The organism is Rhizobium sp. USDA 3886, assembly GCF_056279785.1.
In genome coordinates this window covers 1,284,494-1,307,412 of the sequence record NZ_JBWCDC010000001.1, presented here as the reverse complement: position 1 = coordinate 1,307,412, position 22,919 = coordinate 1,284,494, and the positions used below count along the sequence as shown (strand labels likewise).

General features: G+C 61.0%; 17 protein-coding genes and 1 pseudogene. 1 reads left to right on the top strand and 17 read right to left on the bottom strand.

Features of this window, described 5'->3' with window-relative positions; genetic code table 11:
- Window positions 1–3: 3 nt before the first annotated feature.
- The 4 genes and pseudogenes from ACZ9BX_RS06795 to ACZ9BX_RS06780 all read right to left on the bottom strand — a co-directional run bounded on the left by ACZ9BX_RS06795 (window position 4) and on the right by ACZ9BX_RS06780 (window position 6,925).
- Window positions 4–535: pseudogene (locus tag ACZ9BX_RS06795) on the bottom strand (gamma carbonic anhydrase family protein).
- Between the two features lie 10 nt (window positions 536–545).
- Window positions 546–1,247 (bottom strand): fumarylacetoacetate hydrolase family protein, encoded by a 702-nt coding sequence (locus tag ACZ9BX_RS06790; protein WP_476216637.1) that lies wholly within the window; start codon window positions 1,245–1,247, stop codon window positions 546–548.
- A gap of 75 nt (window positions 1,248–1,322) precedes the next feature.
- Entirely contained in the window at window positions 1,323–3,305 is a 1,983-nt protein-coding gene (locus ACZ9BX_RS06785; RefSeq protein WP_476216635.1) for a CHASE2 domain-containing protein, read from the bottom strand.
- Window positions 3,305–6,925: a FecR domain-containing protein gene (locus tag ACZ9BX_RS06780; protein WP_476216634.1), complete on the bottom strand. Its 3,621-nt coding sequence runs from the start codon at window positions 6,923–6,925 to the stop codon at window positions 3,305–3,307. Before ACZ9BX_RS06780 ends, ACZ9BX_RS06785 begins: the two co-directional genes overlap by 1 nt.
- A gap of 115 nt (window positions 6,926–7,040) precedes the next feature.
- On the opposite strand from ACZ9BX_RS06780, the gene ACZ9BX_RS06775 reads away from it, so the two are divergent.
- The gene (locus tag ACZ9BX_RS06775; RefSeq protein WP_476216632.1) at window positions 7,041–7,580 is read left to right on the top strand and encodes a Pycsar system effector family protein; all 540 of its coding nucleotides are present in this window, start codon (window positions 7,041–7,043) and stop codon (window positions 7,578–7,580) included.
- Window positions 7,581–8,040: 460 nt separating this feature from the next.
- Here ACZ9BX_RS06775 and ACZ9BX_RS06770 read toward each other — a convergent pair whose 3' ends face one another.
- From ACZ9BX_RS06770 to ACZ9BX_RS06710, 13 genes are all read right to left on the bottom strand, one after another.
- Complete coding sequence (locus ACZ9BX_RS06770) at window positions 8,041–9,108, bottom strand: LLM class flavin-dependent oxidoreductase (protein ID WP_476216630.1); 1,068 nt, start codon at window positions 9,106–9,108, stop codon at window positions 8,041–8,043.
- The gene (locus ACZ9BX_RS06765) at window positions 9,105–10,115 is read right to left on the bottom strand and encodes a C-terminal binding protein (protein ID WP_476216628.1); all 1,011 of its coding nucleotides are present in this window, start codon (window positions 10,113–10,115) and stop codon (window positions 9,105–9,107) included. Before ACZ9BX_RS06765 ends, ACZ9BX_RS06770 begins: the two co-directional genes overlap by 4 nt.
- Window positions 10,116–10,136: 21 nt before the next feature.
- Window positions 10,137–11,039, bottom strand: a complete 903-nt coding sequence (locus ACZ9BX_RS06760) for an ABC transporter permease (protein WP_476216626.1) — start codon at window positions 11,037–11,039, stop codon at window positions 10,137–10,139.
- Window positions 11,032–11,853, bottom strand: a complete 822-nt coding sequence (locus tag ACZ9BX_RS06755; protein ID WP_476216624.1) for an ABC transporter ATP-binding protein — start codon at window positions 11,851–11,853, stop codon at window positions 11,032–11,034. The genes ACZ9BX_RS06760 and ACZ9BX_RS06755 overlap by 8 nt, the downstream gene beginning before the upstream one ends.
- Window positions 11,854–11,939: 86 nt before the next feature.
- Window positions 11,940–12,974 (bottom strand): ABC transporter substrate-binding protein, encoded by a 1,035-nt coding sequence (locus ACZ9BX_RS06750; RefSeq protein ID WP_476216622.1) that lies wholly within the window; start codon window positions 12,972–12,974, stop codon window positions 11,940–11,942.
- 294 nt (window positions 12,975–13,268) lie between these two features.
- Entirely contained in the window at window positions 13,269–13,829 is a 561-nt protein-coding gene (msuE, locus tag ACZ9BX_RS06745; RefSeq protein WP_476216620.1) for an FMN reductase, read from the bottom strand.
- Window positions 13,830–13,889: 60 nt separating this feature from the next.
- Window positions 13,890–15,071 (bottom strand): acyl-CoA dehydrogenase family protein, encoded by a 1,182-nt coding sequence (locus ACZ9BX_RS06740; protein WP_476216618.1) that lies wholly within the window; start codon window positions 15,069–15,071, stop codon window positions 13,890–13,892.
- Window positions 15,072–15,195: 124 nt separating this feature from the next.
- Window positions 15,196–16,299: an LLM class flavin-dependent oxidoreductase gene (locus tag ACZ9BX_RS06735; protein ID WP_476216616.1), complete on the bottom strand. Its 1,104-nt coding sequence runs from the start codon at window positions 16,297–16,299 to the stop codon at window positions 15,196–15,198.
- A 136-nt stretch (window positions 16,300–16,435) separates the two neighbouring features.
- Complete coding sequence (locus ACZ9BX_RS06730; protein ID WP_476216614.1) at window positions 16,436–17,542, bottom strand: LLM class flavin-dependent oxidoreductase; 1,107 nt, start codon at window positions 17,540–17,542, stop codon at window positions 16,436–16,438.
- Window positions 17,539–19,263, bottom strand: a complete 1,725-nt coding sequence (locus tag ACZ9BX_RS06725; protein WP_476216612.1) for a dipeptide ABC transporter ATP-binding protein — start codon at window positions 19,261–19,263, stop codon at window positions 17,539–17,541. Before ACZ9BX_RS06725 ends, ACZ9BX_RS06730 begins: the two co-directional genes overlap by 4 nt.
- Entirely contained in the window at window positions 19,242–20,090 is an 849-nt protein-coding gene (locus ACZ9BX_RS06720; RefSeq protein WP_476216610.1) for an ABC transporter permease, read from the bottom strand. The genes ACZ9BX_RS06725 and ACZ9BX_RS06720 overlap by 22 nt, the downstream gene beginning before the upstream one ends.
- A complete protein-coding gene (locus tag ACZ9BX_RS06715) occupies window positions 20,087–21,097 on the bottom strand; it encodes an ABC transporter permease (RefSeq protein ID WP_476216608.1) in 1,011 nt (336 codons plus the stop codon). Before ACZ9BX_RS06715 ends, ACZ9BX_RS06720 begins: the two co-directional genes overlap by 4 nt.
- A 38-nt stretch (window positions 21,098–21,135) precedes the next feature.
- A complete protein-coding gene (locus ACZ9BX_RS06710; RefSeq protein WP_476216607.1) occupies window positions 21,136–22,788 on the bottom strand; it encodes an ABC transporter substrate-binding protein in 1,653 nt (550 codons plus the stop codon).
- Between the last annotated feature and the right edge of the window lie 131 nt (window positions 22,789–22,919).

Genomic DNA, 22,919 nt, shown 5'->3' with positions numbered 1-22,919 from the left:
GAGCTAGTCGATCCGCTTGAGGTCGCGGGCAAAACGCTGCCAGTTGGCGACGTATTTTTCGGCCGAGCGCTTCAGTCCATCGATTGCCTTTTCGTCCAGCGTCCGGATCGCGCGGGCAGGCGCGCCGACGATCAGCGAGCCATCCGGAAATTCCTTGCCTTCCGTCACCAGCGCATTGGCGCCGACGAGGCAGTTGCTGCCGATCCTTGCACCGTTGAGCACGGTTGCCCCCATGCCGATCAACGAATTGTTGCCGATGGTGCAGCCGTGGACGATCGCATGGTGGCCGATCGTGCAGCCTTCGCCGATCGTCACCGGAAAGCCCGGATCGGTATGCAGCATGGCGCCCTCCTGAATATTGGTCTTCCGGCCGACGGTGACCGGCTCGTTGTCCCCGCGCAGCACCCGCGCCGAACCAGATGCCGACGCCTTCGCCGAGCTCCGTCTGCCCGATCACCTGCGCATCCGGCGCAATCCAGTAGAGCCCGCTCGCCGGCAGTTTCGGCGACAATCCTCCAAGTGCGTAGACGGGCATGGTGACCTCCTCAGGCGACGGTGACGGTCAGTGTTGCGATACCGTCGATGCCGCATTCGACGCGGTCGCCTCTCTTGACGGCGCCGACACCTGCCGGTGTGCCAGTCATGATGACATCGCCCGGCGCCAGGATGAACAGCTTAGAAAGCTCGGCAATGATCTCCGGCATCTTCCAGATCATCTGGCTGAGGTCGCCGTCCTGAACACGCTTGTCATTGTGGTCGAGCCAGATGCGGCCCGCCTCCGGATGGCCGAGGCGGCTTGCGGGCACGATTGCCGAAACGGGGGCCGAATATTCGAACGCCTTCGCCGCTTCCCAGGGGCGGCCGAGCTTCTTTGCCTCGGCCTGCAGATCGCGGCGGGTGAAATCGATGCCGACGGCATAGCCGTAGATGCAGTCGAGTGCCTTTTCGAGGGGAATGTTCGCGCCCCCGGATTTCAGCGTAATCACGCATTCGGCCTCGTAATGCACATCGTTCGACAGCGGCGGATAGGGAAACGGCTTGCCGGGCGGCAGCAGGTTGTCGGCGTTTTTCTGGAAGAAAAACGGCGGCTCGCGGCTCGGATCATGCCCCATCTCGATCGCATGGTCGGCATAATTGCGTCCGACGCAATAGACCCGGCGCACCGGAAAAAGCTCGTTGCTGCCCTCGATGGGAAGCAGGACCGGCTGCGGAAGAGGGATGACGGTGGCGGGATCTGCTGTGGACATGAAAATGCTCTTGTTGTTATCGAGTCCCGCGATCTTAAACGGAAAATCGCAGCCGGGGAAAGCGCAACGGGACGATTATCCTTCCGTGCCCGAGACATCGCTGCAAACGATCGCATAATAGGCCGCAAGTTCGGGGATCATCTGCGGCATCGTCTCAAAAACGGGATCGTCCGGCGAAAGCTTGCCAGCATATTTCATTTCCACGAAGGCCCGATGTGCTGCCAGCGCCGCGGCATCCGCATGATGCAGCACTGTGAAGACCGGGGTGGAAAGGGTCTTGCCCTTGACCAAGACACGGTCCAGCTCGGCGATAGTATAGGTGCCCTCTACAAGCCTTGCCGTCTCTTCGCCGAGAAGCAAAGCAACCCCGTAGTTCTTCGAGGCACCTTCCAGCCGCGACGCGAGATTGACCGCGTCCCCGAGGCAGGAATAGTCGAAACGCCTGTTCGAGCCCATGTTGCCGACGACGCATTCGCCAGTATTGATGCCGAGGCCCATTTTCAGCGTATGCAGCGGCGTGCCGTTTATCCGGGACTCTTTCTCGAGTTGCCTGTTCAGGACCGCGATCGCCTCCTGCATCGCGAGGGCGGAGGCGACGGCATGCAGGGCATGGTCCGGGTCGTCGAGCGGCGCGTTCCAGAAAGCCATGATGCAGTCGCCCATATATTTATCGATCGTCCCGCCGTGATCCATCACGACATCGGAAAGCGGCGTCAGCAGGCGATTGATGAGTCTTGTCAGCTGCTCCGGATCGTCCTTCAGCGTCTCGGCGATCGTCGTGAAACCACGCACGTCCGAAAACAGGACGGAAAGGGTGCGCCGCTCGCCGCCGAGCTTCAGCTGCGAAGGGTCCACCGAAAGCCGCTTGACAAGATCGGGCGAGATGTATTGCGAGAAAGCGAGAGTGATCTGCTTCTTCTTGCGGCGCTCCTCGGCAAAATCGAACACGCCTTGTCCGAAGGCGACCGAGACGAAGGCTACGGTCGGACCGAGCGGCGCGACGAACAGATTGCCGAAACGGATGCCGGCATAGCTCAGCGCCGCAGCCACGCCGATGAACACAACCGTAGCAGCAAATGTCGGCCAGCCCGTGGATTTCCAGACGGTCGCGGCAGCGAGCATAGCGGCAATCAGGATGGCGAAGGCAACCACCGGAAGGCGCGCCAGCGCGACCGAATAGCCATGCACGATATTGTCGTAAATCGTCGCCTGTATTTCGACGCCGGCGACCAGTCTGCCGGTATGGACCGTGTAAGGCGTTGCAAAGGCATCGGCGCCGCCTTTGTCGATTTCCGGCGCATTCTGCAGGCTGAGCCCGACAAGCACCACGCGGTCCTTGAAGACATCCTTCGGCAGGAAATTCTCGGGATCCAATGCCTGGTAATAGGAGACAGTGGGATAGCTGCGCGACGGCCCGAAGGATTGGATCAGGGCGTCGGAGGGCAGGCGGTCGGGCGCCTTGCCGGCGACCTGCGCAAGCGTGATCGCAAATCCATCCGCATAGGACGGGATATTGCGAAAGACGCCGTCGCCGCCAAGGTTGATCGAGGCGATGCCCGTTCTCGCGCCAGCCGCAGTCAGTTGCGGCATCGGCGTGGCGCGGATCAGCTGGTCGGCCTGCGGCGTCTGGATCAGCGTTTCGTCGCCGGCCAGCACGACATCCGGGCCGACGGCCGCGGTGATGGCCGCGTCGTTTTCTCGCGAAGACTGTTCGGCCATGATGATATCAAGGCCGATCGCCTTGGCACCGGCCGCGCGCAGCTGCCGAACCAGCCGGGCATGCAAGCTGCGCGGCCAGGGCCATTGCTCATTGATCTCAGCCAGAGACGGTTCGTCGATCGCCACGATCACCGGCGCATCCGCAGGCGGCAGCGGATCATCGACCGTGGAGAGGTAATCGAAGCTCCGCAGTTCCAGCAGCGACCAGGCGGGCAGGCGCGAGAGCAGCGAAATGGCGATGAGAGTCACCAGCACCAGTACCGCCAGCCGGACCGGCCGGCTGCTGAACGGCCAGCCGGGTGGATATACTTTATGCTCCGATCCGACCGCCGCAATCATCAGAAGCGGACTTTGAGGGTGGCCTTCACCGCACGGCCCCAGCCCGGAACGCCTGGCGACACTTCGAAATCTTCATCGAGAAGATTGAAGGCAGCCGCTTCAAGGGCGAAGCGCTTGTCGAGAGGCTCCCAGACCAGGTTGGCGTCGAGCGTCCAATAGTCATCGAGGCGGACGCTGCCTAAAGCGCCGTCATCACCTTCGCGCTCGCCGATGTAGTTGGCCGCAACGTTGACTTTGACATTCGATTCATTGACCCAGGTGATGGCAAACTGTCCCGATTGATCAGGCACGAAGGGCAGGGGCCTTCCGAAACCTGGACTTGCCGGATCTTCGTTCTTGGAATCCGCATAGGCGACTGTTGCCGACAGACCAAATCCGTACTCCAATGCGATGTTGGCTGTGGAGCTGACACGATCAATGCGACCGTCGCTGACATTCAGTTCAGTTGGATAAAAAAGAAAGGGCGCAGTTACCGGATAGGCCAGATCAATGTCGCGGATTTCCTGATGCTGATAGTCCACGCTCGTAAAGAGACGATCCGTCCATTGTGCATCCCATTGAAGCGCAATGGTGTCAGTATACCCGCCTATGCCGATGAACGGCTGATTGGACTGAAGCCCGAGGACACCGATAGGCGATAACGTCGGTGAACCAAAGTCAAAGCTCTGCCGCATGAAGGCCGCCCGCAGCCAGTGATCGTCGATTGGAATCCACGCCAAACCCAGCCTTGGCTCCAGCCTCCTCTCTTCTACTGCTTGGCCATCCATCAAGGTGCCAAAAAGGGCATATTCGGCCTTAAGGCTAGGGCTGATTTCATGCAGCAGGTCTATGTAAATTCGACCGGCGTTGATTTCTTCGCTACCCGAAGTGCTCGTGTCAACATCTATGAAGCCTCCCTCGATGCCGTATCGCCATGTCAATTCATCGTCACCGTAGAGGTGATTGATGGCTGCGACGTAATTTTGCTGAGAGCTTTTTGATTTGGCATGGATTGGCCCTACCGGAGATAGGATTATTGATTGGTCGCGATCAAAACTCGTATCGGTGTAAAAGAGCGCGGCGTTGAGAATATTCCGATAACCGAACGTGTGGCTCCAGCCGAGCCCAGCAGTTGTCGCTCGTGTCCGGCTGTCCTCTCCGAGCCCAAATCCGGGAAAGCTGATATCCTCATCAAACTTACTGTCTGAGTGATTGGCATACAGTACAAAGCGGTTGTCGGGATCCGGTGTCAGCGTCAGGTAAGCGCTTCCAGAAAGGATACGATGTTCGCTGTTAAAGCCACCTGCCCCGATGAACGGGCCATACACGCCCTCGACCGGAATCTGGTCCCAGGTGACATTCGCAAAGCCGCTGACCGGGAAAGGCTCGTTGGAGAAGCCTTGAATTTCGGCCTCGCCGATCAGCTTGTTTTCCCCGGCGGAGTTCATGACCCCCGCACCAAGCGAACCTTCGAGGAATGGCCGTCTCAAAAGATTGGCCGAACGAGATCGTCCCGACAGCATGTGCGGATCCAGCAGCAGCCCCTGCAGCAATGCGGAGAAGCTGTTAGTGCTGAGCTTGTAGAGATCGATCTCGTCGTCGAAGATTTCAGTATTTGCGAACGGCCGGATATTGCCGCGGATCGACTGGTCGACATAGGCGCTGCCGGCGAACGGATCGAAGACGGCGTCACCATAGTAGCGGCCCCAGGCATTCAATCCCTGCAGCCGGAAGGCATTGTTGAGCGTTGAGCCGGCGTCCTGGTTCGCGCCAAGCGATCCGTAGTGACCGCCGCGCGCTTTCGAACGTCGCAGGAACTCCTGTGCATATTTTATTGCGCCATCGGCATCGTAGTCATCGATGGCGACGGCGGTGCGGAAAGAGGAAATGACCGGGTCGTTCTGGTCCAGCCGATCGGCATTGTCGAGCGCCTGGTTTGAGGGATCGCGGTCGCCCTTTTCGTAGTGGCCGGCGGCGAGCATCAACTGGGCCTGCGAATAGCCGGGATTGGCGGTCGAGGCGGCCAGTAGGTCCTCGATTGCCTTGTCCATCTCGCCGGTTTGCAGATAATAGCGTCCACGCGCCAGTAGCGCGATGTCGAAAGCCGGATCGGCAGCCAACGCCAGGTCGATCTCGCGCTTTGCCTCCTTCATCCGCGACTGGTCGAGATAGAGGATCGAGAGATTGGCGTGGCCAACCGGATCGTCGGGATCGAGCTCGATGGACTTCTTGAGTGCGGCTTCCGCTTCACGCGTCGCGCCGCGGGCATCCTGGAGCAGGCCAAGATCGTTCCAGGCCATGGTCGAGCCCGGTGCGACCTTGATCGCGTTGTTCAGATCCTCCAGCGCACCGTCGAGATCGGCCTCATAGTCGGCGCGCATGCGGGCGCGGGCCTGCAGCGCGTTAGGGTCGGTTGGGTCGATCGCGAGCGAGCGGTCGATCGCCTCCTTCACCTGGATGCGGTCGTTGATCAGCATCGCGAGCTGCGCGCGCAAGGCGGGCAGGGTGGAATCGTTCGGATATCGCGCTTCCGCCTGCTTCATTGTCGCGATTGCTGCCGGAATATCCTCAAGGAAGCCTGCCGTATACGCCTTCATCACGGCAGCGTAGGGACCGGTGACGTTTGCCGGCGGCTTTTCAGTATGGTCCGGATCGCGTAGCGAACGCGAATAATAACCGCCATAGGCTGCGATGCCGCGGCGCTGCGGATCGAGCGACCGCTCGGCCCGCGAGAACAATTTTGCCGCCTCGTCGTACCGCTTCTCGGCGCCGGCGATCAGGGCTTCGATCAGGTCGGCACGGGCACGTTGCGCGGTGGAAAGCTTGAAGGCGCGAGCTTTCGTCAGCGATTCCAGCGCCTTTTGCCGGCCGTCGAGCGAGAGCTGCACCTCGGCGAGCGTCAGCCAATCCTCCGCACTTCTTGCCTCAGGCGCCTTGGCTTCGATGCGGCTGCGTTCGCTGCGCATCTTCTGGACGGGAAGCGGCGAGGCCGGCATGAAGGTGAAGCCGCTGCGCAGCGTGAGGTAGAACAGCATCTGCTCGCGGTCGTCGGGTGTCACGATCACAAGCTTGCGGGGTGCCTGGCCGATGGTGGCGACGGCCGCTTCGCCCTGCGCAACCTCGACGCTGCCGTGTTCGTTTTTCAGCTCCACGCGGCCCTCCAGAACGATGAGCGAGGTCTGGTCGCCCTTGACCGTCAGTGTCCAGTCGGTGCCGCGGATGGCGGCTGCCGCGGCCGGTGTCTGAACGGTCAGGCCAGACCCACCGCGCTGGGCGCGGGCCCACATCGTGCCGGATTGGAGGTTCAGGATCGTATCGCCCGCCGGGGCCATCTGCTTGACCTGCAGCGAGGAGTTCCGGCCGAGGCGCACCTGCGTGTGGTCGGCGAAAAGGATTGCGAGCTGGCCGGTGGCATTGGTGCGCAGCACATCGCCGCCCAAGAGGTCCTGGTGCAGGTCGATATTCTGCCAGTTCGACAGGTCGACGAACCGGACCTCCTCGCCGATTTTGCGGTCGATGACGGAGCCTGCGGCCGATGCCGCGCGCCGCACGGGTTCAGCGGCTGCCGGCCGCGCAAGACAGTGCGCCGCGACAGCCAACGCCGCAACGGCGGACATTAAATTGATGAATCTACCCCTCATGTCTAAAAGCGTGTGTCTATATGAAGTTGAAAAGTCAAGCCGTGCCGTATCCGCACTATTGCTTTGTCTGTGAAGTGTAATATCAGGGAAACACTTTGGGGCTGGAGTTGAGAACGTGACGGATTTTGAAAGTGCGGCCGAACTGATGAGGAGTGGGCCTTCGACCGAGGATATCGGGACTGAATATTTTGATCACATCAAGAAGATCAACGATATTTTTTACGACCAAATCAAGATTTCCGACCAGAAGGCTGCCTATATCTTTACTTTCATGCTCGCCTTTTTGGTGAGCTCCAGCGATGTGCGCAGCGTGTTTACCTTGACGCGCTATGTTGAAGGTTCCCCGCAAAGTATGCTTTTCTCAGGCTTGCTTGCCGCAGCCTCGGTGTTTTCGATCATATCGGCCATCCTCGTGGTGCTGCCGCGCCACGTGAACAAGTCGACCTCGCTTTTCTGGGGTTCCTGGGGCAAGCACCGCCATCGCTTCTGGGATGCCGCGCAGCGCCGGGACGAGGTCTATCTCTTCAACGAATATCTCAACAATGCCGACATCCTGTCGGCCATCGCGCGCGGCAAATACCGCTGCGTGACGTTCGCTTTCCGCGGGCTGATGGTGACCGTCATCGCCTACGTGCTACTGCTCATTGCGGCTTAAGCGATGCAGCGATGACGCGAGTTGGCCTTGGACCTGTTTCTTCTGTATAAGCCCTGGCTTCCTGGAAGCTTGCTCGGCCGTGACGATGCTGATCTTTTTGTATTCTATCGAATCGAGCTTCCATAATTTTCGTCAGACATCCGTTGAGCTTGTACAGGTCAATGGTGCCGTGCTCGTAGGCATTGGCGATCTGGTAAAGCGCCGTGCTTGGAGTGATTTATGGCGTCGAAGTCGACCATCAAAGTACAGGCGAACTGCCTTGTTATAAGCCTTCCAGCTTTCAATCTGCCAAGAGCGAGTTTCCAGCCACAGAGGATCTAGCGGCGATCCTCCATCATGTCGGTCGCGAAGCCGGATATGTCGACGCCCGAAATTCGACTGCATCGCTTCTGAGCGATCGGATGTTTTCTAATTAGGCGAAGGCACGGCGCTTTCGTCTTACCAATCTCCTGCGGGTTCTCTAGGCAAGAAGGGGGAGCAACTGGCTGCCCTGCCGTTTTATTTCCGTAAGGTATGGCGTATCGGAGAGCACGAAATGGGTAATACCAAGCTCTTCATATTTGCGCAGCGAGCGCGCAACGTCCTCGGCTGACCCGACCAGCCAGGTGGTTCCCGCTCCACCTCCGCCGAATTTTCCCGGCGCCGTGTAGAGATTGTCATCCAGCACGTCGCCTTGCCGGGCAAGGTCCAGGAGGCGTTGCTGACCGACGGCAACCCCGTGGCGATGGTCCTGCCAGCTTCCCGCCGCTCCCTCGGCCATTTTGGCAACCCTCGCATCCGCATCCGCCCAGGCTTGCTCCGTCGTGTCCCGAACGAGAGTGGTGATCCTGAGGCCGAATTCCAGTGGCTGCAGGTCGCGATCGAGTGTCTTGCTGAGTGCCTTCAGCCGCTCGATCCGCTCCCGCACGCCATCCAATGGTTCGCCCCAGAAGAGCTGCACGTCGGCTTCGGTCACGGCGACCCGCTCGGCCGCTTCCGAGGCACCTCCGAAATAGAGTTTGGGATGACGGCGATCGCCGATCGGTGCGAGCCGCGGCGCCGCCGTGGATCCGGTTACCTGGAAATGCTCACCACTGAAGGTGACGTCTTCTTCGGTCCAGAGCCTGCGGATCAGCCGCATGAATTCCTTGGTGCGGGCATAACGCTGCACCTGGTCACCTTCCTGGTCGCCATAGGCTGCAAGCGCATCCGGCCCGGACACGACATTGACCCGCACACGACCGCCGCTCAGATGATCGAGCGTCGCTGCTGAGGAAGCGAAATTTGCCGGTCTCCAATAGCCGGGCCGAACCGCGATCAGTGGCTCGAAGGTCGTCGTGCGGGCGGCGAGCGCAGTTGCGATGGTGAAAGTGTCGGGCCGTCCCCAGCCCGTGCCGATCAGGGCGCCTTTCCAGCCATGCTGTTCCAGAGCTTCTGCCTGGCTCGTCAGGGTGTCCAGGCTGTTGTGATCCGGATCAGCCGCATCGCCTCGGTGGCCGGCTTTGACGTCGTTAGGAATGTACCAGAGGAATTCGGAATGACTGCTCATGATCTATCCGTGACCTGATTTCGAAGTTTGCCCTCGTCGAGCAATAACCTGACCGTCTTTGCCGCATTGCGGCGCATCTCGACGGCCGCATGATCGGAATAAAAGGCATTGTGCGGTGTGATCACCAGCCGCCCCGCAAGCCAGTCCTCGCGGTTCCGCCACGCTGTCAGCAACGGATGGTCTGCGGGCGGCTCCTTGACCAGCGTATCGATCGCGGCGGCGGCGAGATGTCCGCTCCGCAGCGCTGCCTCAAGCGCATCGAGATCTTCGATCAACTCGCCGCGTGCAGTGTTGACGACAATGGCTCCGGGCTTCAGCCGGGCGAGACCATCAGCGTCAAGAGTGCCGCGCGTCTCGCCGTTCACCGGGCAATGCAGCGTGACGATGTCCGACTGGGCGAAAAGCTCCTCCAGTCGGTCCGTGCGTTCATAGCCGATGGCTTTTTCATGCCCGGGCGGCTGGCCGGGATCGTAACCAAGGATGCGGAAACCGAAGGGTTTCAGCCTGTTGACGACTGCCGTTCCGATTCTGCCGACGCCGACGACACCCACCGTGGCCTTGTTGGAGCGCGGAAGTGGCTTGAGGCTATGGACCTGCCAACCGGACGTATATCCACGAGCGCGGGCGTCATGTTCCCAGAGCCGCCGATGCAAGGACAGGATCATCGCCAGCGCATGATCGGCGACCTCCTCGGTGCCATAATCGGGATTGTTGGCGAAGGGGATGCCGGCGCTGCCGAGCGCCGCGAGATCGATCTTCTCGTAACCGACGCCATAACGCACCACGCCCCTGCAGCGGGTCAGGTGCGCGATGCTTTTTTGCCCGAGCGGTGCGCCCCAGACCATCAGGGCATCGAGCCTTGCCAGGCGATCAGGGGCGAATGATGCCTCATCCGTGCTGGCGAAGAAGTCTATCTCGACATCATCGCCGAGCACGTCCGCTTCAAGATCGGGGGCGCCGATCATGTGGTCGGTTATCCCGCCCGCGTATTTCTTACGATCTGTCATTCTTGTCCCGATGCGTTGGCGCTAGCGCGTCATTCCCCATTTCGCCACCGTTCGCTGCTCCAACTGGCGGAACAGGACGTTTTCGACCAGAAGGCCGAACAGGATGACCATGATCAGCCCGGCGAAAACCCGGTCGGTGTAAAGCTCGTTGCGGTTCTGGAAGATGTACCAGCCGAGCCCGCCCTTGCCGGAGGAGGCGCCGAAGACAAGCTCGGCCGCAATCAGGGTGCGCCAGGCGAAGGCCCAGCCGATCTTGAGCCCCGCAATGATCGATGGCAGAGCGGCTGGTACAAGGATCAAAAGCACATACCGCAAGCCGCGCAGTCCGTAATTGCGGCCCGCCATCCGCAAGGTTTCCGGCACGCTCGTGAAGCCGGTATACATGTTGAGCGCCAGCGGCCAGAGCACCGAATGGATCAGCACGAAGACGAGGCTCCCTTGTCCCAGCCCGAACCACAGGAGCGCCAGCGGCAGCAAGGCGATCGGCGGCAGGGGATTGAGCATTGAGGTCAGGGTCGATAGGAGGTCGCGCCCGATCCGGGTTGAGACGGCAAGCGATGTCAGCACGAAGGCCAGAACGACACCTGCCGCATAACCCTTGATCAGGACATCGAGCGAGTTCATGGCTCGGCTCGGAATAATGCCGCTGGAAATATCCTCCACCAAGGCTTTTATCGAGGCGGTGAACGACGGCAGGAGCAGCTCATTTCCCTGAAGCCTGGCGGCAATTTCCCACAGCAAGGCAAGACAGATCAGGATCAGGCTCTTGCGCAGCCAGGTGCGCTGCCAGAGGCGTTCGTACAGCGGCAGAGCCTCTTCGCTTTTTGATTCAGCAAGCGGCTCGAGCGGCAACTCGTATTCGGGGCGGATAGGGGGTACAGGGGGCGTCCCGGTCTTGGCGCCTGTGCTCAAGACTTCAGTCATGCCTGGCTCCATCAACGGCTTCGGCCTCTTCGAAAAGAAGGCGGTGGATGCGGTTTGCAGCTGCCTGAAATTGCGGGCTCCCGCCACTCTTGCGATCCCAGTCATGGCTGTTGATCTCGGCCCGCATCCGCCCCGGATGCGGCGACAAAAGCGCGATGCGGTTGCCGACCACCAGAGCTTCCTCGATGGAATGGGTCACGAACAGCAATGTGAAGCGAACCTCTTCCCAGAGCGCCAGGAGCTCTTCTTGCATTTTCCGCCGCGTGAGCGCGTCCAGAGCGGCGAAGGGTTCATCCATCAACAGGACGCGCGGTTCCATGGCAAGCGCGCGAGCAATGGCCACTCTTTGCTTCATGCCGCCGGACAGCGTGTTCGGATAGGCATCGGCGAAACGGGTTAGGCCGACTTTCTCGATATAGTGCTCGGCGCGTTCGGTGGCCTCTTTGCGGCTGAGGCGGCCTGAAGCCCGCACCGGGAACGCCACGTTCTCCCGCACCGTCTTCCATGGCGGCAACTGGTCGAATTCCTGGAAAACGACGACGCGATCCGGACCGGGGCCGTGCACCGGCCGCCCATCCAGCAGGATCCGTCCCTGGCGAGGTGCAATGAAGCCGCCGACGGCTTTCAGCAGGGTGGACTTGCCGCAGCCAGAAGCCCCGAGCAGGATGAAGCGATCTGCTTCCCAGACGTCAAAGCTGACATTCTGCGTGGCGCGCACCACCCGGCCGGGCGCCTGGTATTCGAGGGTGACGCCCTCGACCGAAAGAAGGGGCGGGGGAGGCGGAACACCGTTCTCCCGAACGTGTGCAGTCATGCCGTCCATTCTCAATTCCATCGTTGACGGCCCAGAACAGGCTTGCATCGCATCCAGTCCTGAGCCGTGAAGGTTGTGATGCGGTATCAACTGCCGTTTTCGCCGTATGCCTCGGGGAAGAAATAGTCCTTCCAGGAACCTGCCTGGTTTTTCAGGACCCCAAGCTTGTGCAGCTCGGCCGCATAAACGAAGGTGTTCTGAGGCCTGATCGTGAAATCGTTCTCGGGATCGTTGATGATATCGACAACGAGCTGCGGCGACAGCTTCGAACCCTGCTGACGGATGAAGGCTTCTGCAGCCTTCTGCTTGTTTGCGTTGATCCAATCTGCAGCCTCACGCAGGGCGGCGTAGAAGGCTGCATAGGTCTTCGGATTTTCGTCGTGGAAGGCCGTGCTGGTATAAAGAACGTTGAACGTCGCTGGCCCGCCCAGAATGTCATAGGAACTGATAACCTTGTGGACTGCCTTATTTGCCTGCAACGCCTGGTAATAGAAAGGCGCAGAGGAAAAATGCGAGTTCACCTCAGTGCCGCCGGAAATCAATGCCGCGGTCGCATCCGGATGCGGCAGGCTAACGGAAATCTGGTCGAGCTTCTGGAAATTGTCAGCGCCGAAGAGCTTGGCAGCCTCGATCTGCAGCGTCCGCGACTGGAAGCCAACACCGGCGGCAGGCACAGCGATCCGGTCCTTGTCGCTGAAATCCTTCAGCGTATGGACATCCGGATTGGTGGTGATGAGATAGTTCGGCAAGGAGCCAAGGGCTGCCACTAGCTTGACGTCACCCTTGGTGCGATCCCACATCGTCAACGCAGGCGGCACGCCTGCCGAGACGATGTCGAGATTGTTGGCCAGAAGCGCCTCGTTCATCGCGGTCGCGCCGGAAATGCTCGCCCACTCGACGTCAATGTCGACGCCAGCTTCGTTGCCATGTCTTTCGATGAGTTTTTGGTCGCGAACGACATCCAGGATCAGGTAGGAAATGCCGAACTGCTGTGCGATCCTGATCTTGCCCTCGGCTGCGGCCTGTCCTGCGAGCAGCGTGGCGGCAATGCCGAATGCCGCGCCAAGAGCCGTGCGGCGACCAGATTTGACGCTCAATGTCGTAAGGCCAAGTGCCTTCATAAATACCTCTATTTGGCGAAATGATTTAAGTGAACGCGCTGAAGCGCGTGCTTCTCCGCGTGGATTCTTGGAAAGCTGCATCTTCGCTGAAGAACCAGCTTTATGCTGACAGGCTAAGGTTCATGAGGAAATCTATCAATATAGTGGTGTTCTATTCTGGCGCGTGAAATGAGAGCAGAATCGCTCGGTACAGTCGAAATGTCGAAAAATCTACTTGGCGCGCGGTGTTCTGCTCGAAGCAGGCGACTTCGCGGGTGGGATTTCTTCGGTACGATGCGGGCGGCGGCGGGATTACTACTCCGCCGCTATCGCCGCAGAGGTCGAGCGTGCGTTGATAAGCATGGCGGCCTCGCAAAGCGCCTGGTTCACGCGGCCGAGGATGGCAGGCGAGGGGGCGCCGTCGGTGAAATCACGGCCCGAGGCATAGATGGCGGTCGGCGTGACGAAGGCTTCGAAAAATGCGAAAAGCGGGCGCAACTGGTGCTCGACAACCAGCGAATGCCGGTCTCCGCCGCCCGTAGCCGTCAGCACGATCGGTTTGCCACGCAGATCGGAGGGATCGAGCAGATCGATGACATGCTTGAACAGTCCGGTATAGCTTCCCTTGTAGGTTGGGGATCCAATGACGAGCGCGTCGGCCTCGATAATCGTTCGGATCACCCTACGAGCAACGGGATCCAGATCGGTCACCGATCTCGCCGCCGTCAGAGATGATCCGAGATCCTCGACGTCAAACACCACATGCTGCAGGCCAGATTGTTTCGCCAGAGCTTCGGTCACGCTTTCGACGAAACGTCTTGTGCTCGACGGGCGGGAGATGTTGCCGGAAAAGCCGACGATTAGATTGTTACTCATTCCAATTCCTTTCAAAAAGTGTTCAGAAGGCTAGGAGGAAACGACGTCCATTCCTTCCCGTCAGGCCGTCTTGAGAATGGATAGGGTCTTCTGATAGCCCGATTGGGCGGCCTCGGCCCGGTTCCATCGGTCGAAGGCAGCGCGACCGAGAATGGAGACGGACGTATCTTCCTGCGGAGCATGGACGAGCACGGACTGGATATCCCGGAAATGCCGTTCAAGGCCCAGATCGGCGTTGAGGCCCGGATTGCCGATTCCGCGGACTGCCATCTGCACGGCTTCGCGGATCTGCCGGCCGGCGAGGAGCCGCGCCCTTATAAGCCTCTCCGCTTCGTCGAGCTCGCTTTCAAGCGCGCCAAAGATGATCTGGCGGGCGCCGGAGACGAGCAGGTCAATTTCGCCTGAGAGCGCAACGAATCGCTCGGTGCGAGCGATGGGATGACCCAGATTGGCCGGCACACGTTCATGCGCAAAGCGGATGAAGGCTTCCTGTGCGGCCTCCGCTGCACCTAGGTAGATTGCGGTCAGCGCCAAGGTGATCGCCGCATGGCCACGATTGTCCTGCTGGGCCACCGATGGATCGACGAGCTCCAGCACGTTCTCCGCCGGGATCTCGACGTCAGTATATTCTACATCATGCGACCCTGTGGCGCGCATGCCGAGGCTTTTCCAGTTCTCGATGACCCGGATGCCAGGCAGACCGTTCGGCACGACGAACGTCCCGACGCGCGAGGCCGTCTCGTCCGTATGCGCCCAGACGAGAAAGTGAGTGAGGCCATAAGCGCCTGTTACGAAGCGCTTGCGACCGGTGATTGACCAGCCGTTGGCGGTGCGGCGAGCAATTGTCGCTGGCAGGCCGCCCCGCGCCGGCGACCCCAGTTCCGGCTCGACGCGAGCGGCGTTGAGCAATAGCGGACGTTGCTTCGCCTCTGCCAGCAGACGCCTGTAGAGATCGTCCGGCCAATGGCCTTTCGTCGCTTGGCCGAGATGGTTGAAGACCGTCATGGCGCTGATTAGCGCCACCGAAGGATCGCCGCGTCCCAGTGCCGCCAGAATGTGGGCCGCATCGCTCAGCATGGCACCTTCACCGCCGTAGCGGGTTGCAACGGTGCTTTCGAGAAGGCCGGCCGAATGAACGGCACGGATACCGGTCCAGGGAAACTGACCGGTTTGATCCGCATCCGGTGCGGCCTCTGCGAGAACGCGCACCGTTGCGTTGAGAACAGTTGGATCATGGGACATGCGGCTCAGGGCTTTCTGGCTGGCGAGGGAGCGGCATCCTTCACGAAAGGACAGATAACTCCCTCTGCTCCTTAGAAGAGAGGAAGAGGGCTTGCAGTCTGGCGAGGGGGCCAGACCGCGCGCATCATGCAGCCGCCTTTTTCTTCGCATCTTCCCGTTCGCGAATGCCTTCACGCACGAGCGGCAGGATGTAGCGTCCGTAATCGACCGCATCGTTGTAATTGTCATAGCCGCGGATCGAGATCAGATCGGCACCGAGATCGATGTAATCGAGAATGGAGTCTGCAATCGTGCGCGGAGATCCAACGAGCGCGGTGGTGGCACCGCTGGCGTTGGTGGCGGTGACCGTCGGGTACCAGAGGGCGCGGTCATGCACATCGCCGCGGGATGCAATGTCCAGCAGCCGCTGCGAACCGACATTGGCCGGCGGTGCGGCGTTGATGGGCGCGCGTGCCAAGCCTTTCTGGCGGTTCTCGTTCAGCCGATCCAGAACCTTATGGGCCTTTTCCCACGCCAACTCGTCGGTCTCGGCGACGATCGGCCGGAAGGTGACCCATATGCGCGGACGGTCTGTCCGGCCCGCCCTTGCCGCTTCTGCATAGATCCGCTCGATCTGCTGTTTTGTTTCGGCCAGCGGCTCGCCCCAGAGCCCGAAGATATCGCAGAGCGAACCACCGATGCGATAGGCGGCATCCGATGAGCCGCCGAGGGAAATCGGAACGAGCCCGTTTGTCGGGCGCACGGCGCTGCGAAATTGCTTGAACTGGTAAAATTTGCCGTCGAAATCGAAAGGTTCTTTCGACGTCCAGGCAAGGCGCAGGATGCGGATGTATTCTTCCTGCCGCTCGTAGCGCTCCTCCTTGGTGAGAAAGTCGCCTTCGCGCGCCTGCTCTTCGTCGCTGCCGCCGGCAATGAAGTGGACCACAACGCGCCCGCCGCTCAACTGATCGAGGGTGGCCAGCGATTTGGCTGCGACCGTCGGATAGACGGTGTTTGGCCTGAGCGCCACGATGATCTTGATGTTCTTCGTGTGCGCCAGCACGGTGGCGCCAATTGTGAAGGGGTCAAAGGACGACGACGCGTAGGGGATCAGCGTATAGTTGAAACCGTAGTCGTCGAGGGCGCGCGCGTATCGCTCCAGATAGCGAGGATCCACGGGGGCGTCGGGTATCGGGTTCAGGTCGTTCGACGCATTGGGAAAGCTTACGCTGATGAATTCCGCAGCCATGTCATCTCCTTGGGTTCCGAACAGTAACACGAAGGTAGGCCGCAGCGACGAACCAAGGAAGACAGGTCGTTCTCTTTCTACTGAATTTATAGAAAATATTCTCTATGATGGTCCGCGAGATAGGAGTGAGCCACCGCTATGGCGTTGTTGCACGCTCATGGTGCGTGGCCGGCGACCATCCAAGCGCTGGAGCCACCGTCTGCGCCAAATCGGTCAACAGCCGCACGTTTTCGGCAAGTCCGAAGGCCGGGGGCAGAAAGAGCACGACCTCGTCCGCCGCTGCAAGGCCGGGGTCATTGAACACCGCCTCGATCACCTGGTCGGAAGTGCCTTGGAAGACAGGCGAAATCAGGATGCCGGCAGGCTGGCTGGGAGGTGCGAGTGCACCCTTGGGGCGCGACGCTGCAATTCCCTTGGTGCGACGCTCGAGGTCATAGGCCGCATATTTCTCGCGCAGCTCTGCGGTGGTGCCGACCAGGATGGAGGCGGCGACGGCCACCGCTGGCGGCTCCGTTGCCCAGGTCTTGCGCCAGGTGGTGCGGAAGGTCTCGATGATGCGGGCCTGATACTGCCCGAACGTCTCGCCCTCATCGTGGTCGTGCAGTACGGTTCCCGAGATGAGCCCGATGCCCAGTTCGGCTGCCTGCACCGCCGAGCTTAGACTGGCCGAGCCTTGCCGAATACGGGCCCGCAAGGTCGGGCTATGCGGTGTCACGCGCAGCTCCGCACCTTGCGGCGCGCCCTGGCCCGGCTCGACGACGGTGTGCAGGACGTCACCTGAAATTGCGGAGAGGAAGCGTGCCTGACGGCGTTTCGCTTCCGTTCGTGCGTCGGCATCGACTGCACCGAACACAGCATCGAAGGCCGCGTTGGCACCGGTCGAAATGGCGAGTTCCAGCCGGCCATCGATCAGCAGATCCGTCGTCCCTGCCGCCTCCGCGAGCAGGATCGGGTCCTGATAGCGCATCGGGATGACTGCGGATCCGAGCCTGATACGCCTGGTATGCTGGCCAACGGCAGCGAAGAACGGAAGCGGTGAAGACAGGTAGTGATCGAAATGTCGCTGGTAGGCCCAGCCGGACTGGTAGCCCAGCTGTTCGGCCTGTCTGAATAGTTCGATCCCGTCCCGCAGCCCCTCAGCCGGCCCGGCCTCGTCGTTGAACGACACGCGGGTGTTGAAGCCCAGCCGTTGCTTCGGACGGAACGATGCGGGCAGGGTGCTGGCAGGTGCAGCAATGGTCATGCGATCTGTTCCTTTCGGAGAATTTGCCGAGATTTTGGCTGCGGCACGCGGACGGGATCGGCGATGCTCGACGGGATCGATTCCAGCAGCGATGCGGTATAGGGGTGTTGCGGATTGCCGAAGATATCCGTGACCGTCCCATGTTCGACGATGCGGCCCCGGTGCATCACGGAGACGGTGTGCGCGAGCTGGCGAACAAGCGCCAGGTCATGGGAGACGAACACATAGGTCAGGCCGAGCCTGGCCTGCAGAGAAAGCAGGACTTCGACGATGTCCGCCTGAACGCTGACATCGAGAGCGGAGGTGGGTTCGTCCAGCACGATCACGTCGGGTTTAAGGACCAGCGACCGAGCGATCGCCACGCGCTGGCGCTGACCGCCTGACAGGGCTCCGGGCTTGCGCGTGAGGAGGTGTTCGCCGAGCCCGACATTGGCGAGCGCTTCGCGGACCTGCTCCGCCCGCTCCTTGGGCGTCCCGATCTTGAACCGGTCCAGAGGCTCGCGCACCAGATGCTCGATAGTCCACGTCGGGTCCAGCGAGATGAACGGGTTCTGGTAGACAAGCTGAAGATGGCGCCACACGGCCCGCAGCGACTGGTGCGAGCGACCGACAAGGCGCTCGCCGGCAACCGAGATTTCGCCAGCGTCCGGTTCTTCGAGCCCCAGCAGCAGCCGGATCGTCGTCGTCTTGCCTGAACCCGATTCGCCGACCAGCGCATGGGTCGTACCGGCCGGGACGGTGAAGGAAACGTCGTCGACCGCGGTCAGGATATTCCCATCGACCGCGAACCGCTTGGTGACGGCGCTGACTTCGATCTTCGGCGCTTCGCTGGCACCTCGCAAACGAAAGCCTGGGTCACGCAGCCTCGCATAACGATCAGGGTTGAGGGCCGGAACATCGGCATGCAGTTTCCTGGCATATGCCGAAGCCGGCGACGAAAAGACAGCCGATGTTTTGCCTGCTTCCTGCACGAGGCCGTCCTTGAGGACCACCAGTTGGTCCGCCCGCTCCGCCGCGATTGCCAAGTCATGGGTGATAAGGAGCAGGCTGATATCCAGCTCTTGCTGCAAGCGCGAGAGCAGGTCGAGGATCCGCTTCTGGATCGTGACGTCGAGCGCCGATGTCGGCTCGTCCGCAACCAGGAGCGCGGGTCGCGGCAGGACCGCAAGGCCGATCAGTACCCGCTGTAGCATGCCGCCGGACAGCTGGTGAGGATATGAATCGTAGACCCGTTGAGGGTTGTCGAGCCCGACCTGGGCAAATGTTTCGAGAATGAGCGCCTTGCGGATGGCCGCATCGGCCTCGTCGGTAAGCGCCGCCGCCTCCATCGCCTGCACACCGATCATTCGCACCGGGTTGAGTGCGTTGCCGGGATCCTGGGGTACAAATCCAATGGCCCGTCCCCGCAACGGCCGGAACCGACGCTCGGGTAGCGCCAGCAGTTCCTGACCATCGAACTGGACATGTCCGGTCGCCTGCGCGCCGCTGGGGAGAAGCCGCAGCACCGCGCGGGCGATGGTCGATTTGCCCGAGCCAGATTCTCCTATGAGGGCAAGGCTCTTGCCACGGTCCAGGTCGAACCCAACGTTGCGAACGACCTCGTTGCTTCCGTAGGAGACCGAGAGGCCATCGATTCGAAGTACGGGGGCAGCGTATCGCGGCGCTGGCGCCACTGGAGCGGTGCGGATGAGAGTGGCGGTCAATCTGTCTTGCGAAGCCATCGGCTGATCCTATTCACGGAGAGGACGGTCAAGATCGTGACGAAAGCGGGGGCGTATACGAGCCACGGCCACTTGAGGTAGTCCTTGCCGATCGAGATCAGCAGGCCCCAGTCGGAGGCCGGCGGCGGGTCGCCGTAACCGAGGAAGGCGAGGCTGGCGATCACCAGGATCGACTCGCCGAACTGCAGCACTGCGAGCGGCAGTACGGATCGCGAGGCATTGGGCAGGACGTGACGCCAAAGGATATACCAGCGCGAACCGCCGAGCAGGAACGACGCCTCGACGAATGTCGCTTGCCTGGTCTTAATGACTTCCGCGCGCGTCACGCGGGCGAAGATCGCCACCGCCGACACGCCGGTGGCGATGGCGGCGTTTACGGTCTCGAAGCCGATTGCGGTGACGACGATGACGGCGAGCAGGAATTTTGGAATAGCCAGCAGCACGTCGACCAGGCGGGCGAATACGACATCGACCCAGCCGCCGAGAAAGCCTGCCAGGAGGCCGATGAGGCCTCCGGCGACAACCCCGATCACGACCGCGATGAGCGCGCTCGAGACGGAGGAGGCCGTGCCGTAGACCACGCGGGTATAGACGTCGCGCCCGAGGTGATCGTTGCCGAACCAATGGGCAATGCTCGGCCCGAGCAATTTGTCCGCCGGGACGCCGACAACCGGGCTATGGCTGGTGAACAGACCTGGCGCAAGCGACCACGCGATCACGAGCGCGATCACCGTGAACGAGAGTGCCACAATCGGCGGTATTCGCAGCGCGCCCGCCCAGCCGGCGGTTTTGGCATTCGAGGGAGTGGAATTGAGGGCGAAGGTCATGGAGTCACCGCCTTGGTCGCGCCTATGGAGTTTTCGTCCGCGGTGGTCGGACGACGCTTCGGTCCGCCGAGAAGCTTCACGCGCGGGTCGAGCAGCGGATAGAGAAGATCGGCGATCAGGTTGACGAGCACGAAGACCACCGCCCCGAGCGAGACGACCGCCTGCAGGACGGGCAAGTCCTGTGTGCTCACCGAGCGTTGCACCAGACTGCCGACACCGGTGCGGCCGAAGACAGTCTCGGTGATCAGCGAGCCGCCGAGAAGCTCTCCAATGGTGAGGGCAATGACGGTAACGACGGGAAGGGAGGCTGGCTTGAGCAAATGCTTTGCGAACAGGCGCATCTGCCCGATGCCGCGGCTGCGGGCGACCGTGGCATATTCTTGCTCTGCCTCTTTATCGAGATTTGCAATGAGAACTTCGGCGATCTGCGCGGATACGGGTATGCCGAGCGCGATTGCCGCAAACAGGGTTGCCCAGAAGCTATCTGGCTGAATGACGCGAAAGAGGCCGATCTGGAAGCCGAAGACGTGGATTAGCACCAGCCCGATCACGAAGTTCGGCACCGACAGAAACAGGGACGGGAAACCGCGCAGCAATCCCTGACCGTAGCGCTTGGGAACAAAGCGGGTGCCATAGGCAACCGACATCGCAAGGACCAGAGCGACGGCCAGGCCCGCGGATGCCAGGATGAGCGTCGAGGGAAGAACCTCTGCGATCAAGGTCGCGACGGGCCGGTTGGACCGCATCGACATGCCCAGATCGCCGGTCAGAAAGCCGGACAAGGCGTTCCATAGCTGCACCAGAACGGGTTTATCCAAGCCCTGTGCGGCGATGATCTCGGCGATTTCTTCATCGGTAAATCCATTCTGAGGGTTGCGCAGAACGCTTGTGATCGGGTCACCGGGCAGAATGCTCACCACAACGAAGGTAAAGACATAGGCCAGCAGGATAACCACGGCAGCCTGGCCGAGCCGCTTTGCGGCATAGGTTAGATAGGCAGTGCTCATGCCGACAACCTCCTCACTTTGCTCGGTTTCGCGACGAGTCAATCGATGATGAAGGCGGTGTAGTAGCTGGCATAGGCGACGCCGTTATAGACTTCGCCCTTGAGCGTCGGCGACTGCACATAAATCCGCTGGACGATCTGCGTGCGCGGGATGAAGTAGCCGTGGTTGAGGACGTATTTCTGCAGCTCGTCGAGCAGCGGGTTCCGTTCCTCGAATGAAGCGGCGCCAGCGATCTTGTCGCGCAGTTCGTTGAGCTTCGTGTCGCGGTCATCGAGAGCAAACCAGTTTTCGCCGTTGTTGGAATTGGTCAGGATGCTAGCAACGGTCCCGGCGTCGATGAAGCTGCGGGTCACCTCATAAGTGGGTATGGCCGGGCCGCCATATTTGACCTTCTCGCCGTAGGTCACGACGTCATAGGCCCGGATATTGACCTTCCAGCCAAGCTTGCCGAGTTGCTGGGCAATGAGTTCGTCGACCGACTTGGAGGTGGCCAGGTAGGGGTTGGAGTGGAGCGTCAGCGTCAGGGGCTTGCCATCCTTGGAGCGGGTGCCGTCCGCGCCCTTGGCCCAGCCCGCTTCGTCGAGGAGCTTCTCTGCCTTGTCGGGGGCATAAACCAGCAGGGCGCCGTGATCGGTCGCGCCGGGCACGTTGCTTTGAATGAAGGATTTCGCCAGTTGCCAATCTGCTGTGTAGACCGTGTCGATGATCTCCTGCCGATTGATGCCGGCCTGAAGCGCCTGACGCACCTTCACGTCATCATAGGGCGGAAGCTTGGTATTGACCGCCCAGCCATTCACGAAGCCCAGATAACGCGGCGTCGCGATCGTGAATCCCTCCTCTTTAAGGGATTTCAGCTCCTGAGGGGAGGCATTATAGGCGACGTCAGCCTGGCCGGATTGGACCGAGGCCACCCGGAGTGAGGGTTCGGACACCAGCTTATAGGTGATCGAGTCGAGAAAGGCCGGACCGGTATGGCCGACGGCCGCAGGACCCCAGTTGTAGTCCTTGCGCTTCACCAGCTTGACGAAATCGCCCTCCTTCCAGGAGTCGACCACATAAGGACCGCTGCCGGAGGTCTTGCTAAGGTCAGCCTGCTCGGCAGCGGGCTGCGCGATGGTCTTCGGGGAAATCAAGATCGAGCCGTGATAGCCGAGCGTCGGGATAAAACCGAGCGTCGGCTTCTTGAAGAAGACCTTGACTGTGGTCGCGTCGACCGCTTCCGCATGGTCGTAGGTCTTTGGGAAGAGGCCGATCGGGTTGATGCCTTCGTTCTTGCGGCCGGCGTACCAGATGTCGAGATTGGCGACGACGGCGGCTGCATCGAGCGGCGAGCCATCGGAGAAGGTCACGCCGCTCTTGAGATGAAGCGTGAATTCGGTAGCCTTCTCGTTCTGCTCCCAGCGGTCTGCGAGCCAGGGACTGACCTTGCCCTCGGCGTCGACATAGAGGAGCTTGTCGGTGACATGCCCCCAGATGTGGCCCTGGAAGCTGGAGATCGCGCTGTTGTTCGGAATCCATGTGTCGCCGAGCGAGTCGATCAGGAAGGTGATGTCGCCGCCGTCGCGCGGGCTGTCGGCAGCCTGGGCCGGAGCAAGCCCCGTCGTTGCGACCAGAACGGCTGCAGCCGCCGCGGATGTCGTGATCAGCAGCCGGCGCCTGGAAAAGGAGAGCAAGATAGAGCGTTCGGTCATGAAGGGTCCTGATGGTTCGAGTTGTTGTCTGTGCCTGTAATTTCGAGCTGTCTCAGTTCGACCAGTGCGTCCTCATCCAGATTTCCTGCGAACGGCGCACCGAACCGCATCCGCTTCGGCGACCTTGCCGA

Coding starts and splice junctions, on each gene's coding strand:
- ACZ9BX_RS06780 (WP_476216634.1), bottom strand. CDS start 6,925: ATGAGGGGTAGATTCATCAATTTAATGTCCGCCGTTGCGGCGTTGGCT.
- ACZ9BX_RS06790 (WP_476216637.1), bottom strand. CDS start 1,247: ATGTCCACAGCAGATCCCGCCACCGTCATCCCTCTTCCGCAGCCGGTC.
- ACZ9BX_RS06710 (WP_476216607.1), bottom strand. CDS start 22,788: ATGACCGAACGCTCTATCTTGCTCTCCTTTTCCAGGCGCCGGCTGCTG.
- ACZ9BX_RS06765 (WP_476216628.1), bottom strand. CDS start 10,115: ATGACAGATCGTAAGAAATACGCGGGCGGGATAACCGACCACATGATC.
- ACZ9BX_RS06720 (WP_476216610.1), bottom strand. CDS start 20,090: ATGACCTTCGCCCTCAATTCCACTCCCTCGAATGCCAAAACCGCCGGC.
- ACZ9BX_RS06770 (WP_476216630.1), bottom strand. CDS start 9,108: ATGAGCAGTCATTCCGAATTCCTCTGGTACATTCCTAACGACGTCAAA.
- ACZ9BX_RS06735 (WP_476216616.1), bottom strand. CDS start 16,299: ATGGCTGCGGAATTCATCAGCGTAAGCTTTCCCAATGCGTCGAACGAC.
- ACZ9BX_RS06715 (WP_476216608.1), bottom strand. CDS start 21,097: ATGAGCACTGCCTATCTAACCTATGCCGCAAAGCGGCTCGGCCAGGCT.
- ACZ9BX_RS06750 (WP_476216622.1), bottom strand. CDS start 12,974: ATGAAGGCACTTGGCCTTACGACATTGAGCGTCAAATCTGGTCGCCGC.
- ACZ9BX_RS06725 (WP_476216612.1), bottom strand. CDS start 19,263: ATGGCTTCGCAAGACAGATTGACCGCCACTCTCATCCGCACCGCTCCA.
- ACZ9BX_RS06740 (WP_476216618.1), bottom strand. CDS start 15,071: ATGTCCCATGATCCAACTGTTCTCAACGCAACGGTGCGCGTTCTCGCA.
- ACZ9BX_RS06730 (WP_476216614.1), bottom strand. CDS start 17,542: ATGACCATTGCTGCACCTGCCAGCACCCTGCCCGCATCGTTCCGTCCG.
- ACZ9BX_RS06755 (WP_476216624.1), bottom strand. CDS start 11,853: ATGACTGCACACGTTCGGGAGAACGGTGTTCCGCCTCCCCCGCCCCTT.
- msuE (WP_476216620.1), bottom strand. CDS start 13,829: ATGAGTAACAATCTAATCGTCGGCTTTTCCGGCAACATCTCCCGCCCG.
- ACZ9BX_RS06760 (WP_476216626.1), bottom strand. CDS start 11,039: ATGACTGAAGTCTTGAGCACAGGCGCCAAGACCGGGACGCCCCCTGTA.
- ACZ9BX_RS06785 (WP_476216635.1), bottom strand. CDS start 3,305: ATGATTGCGGCGGTCGGATCGGAGCATAAAGTATATCCACCCGGCTGG.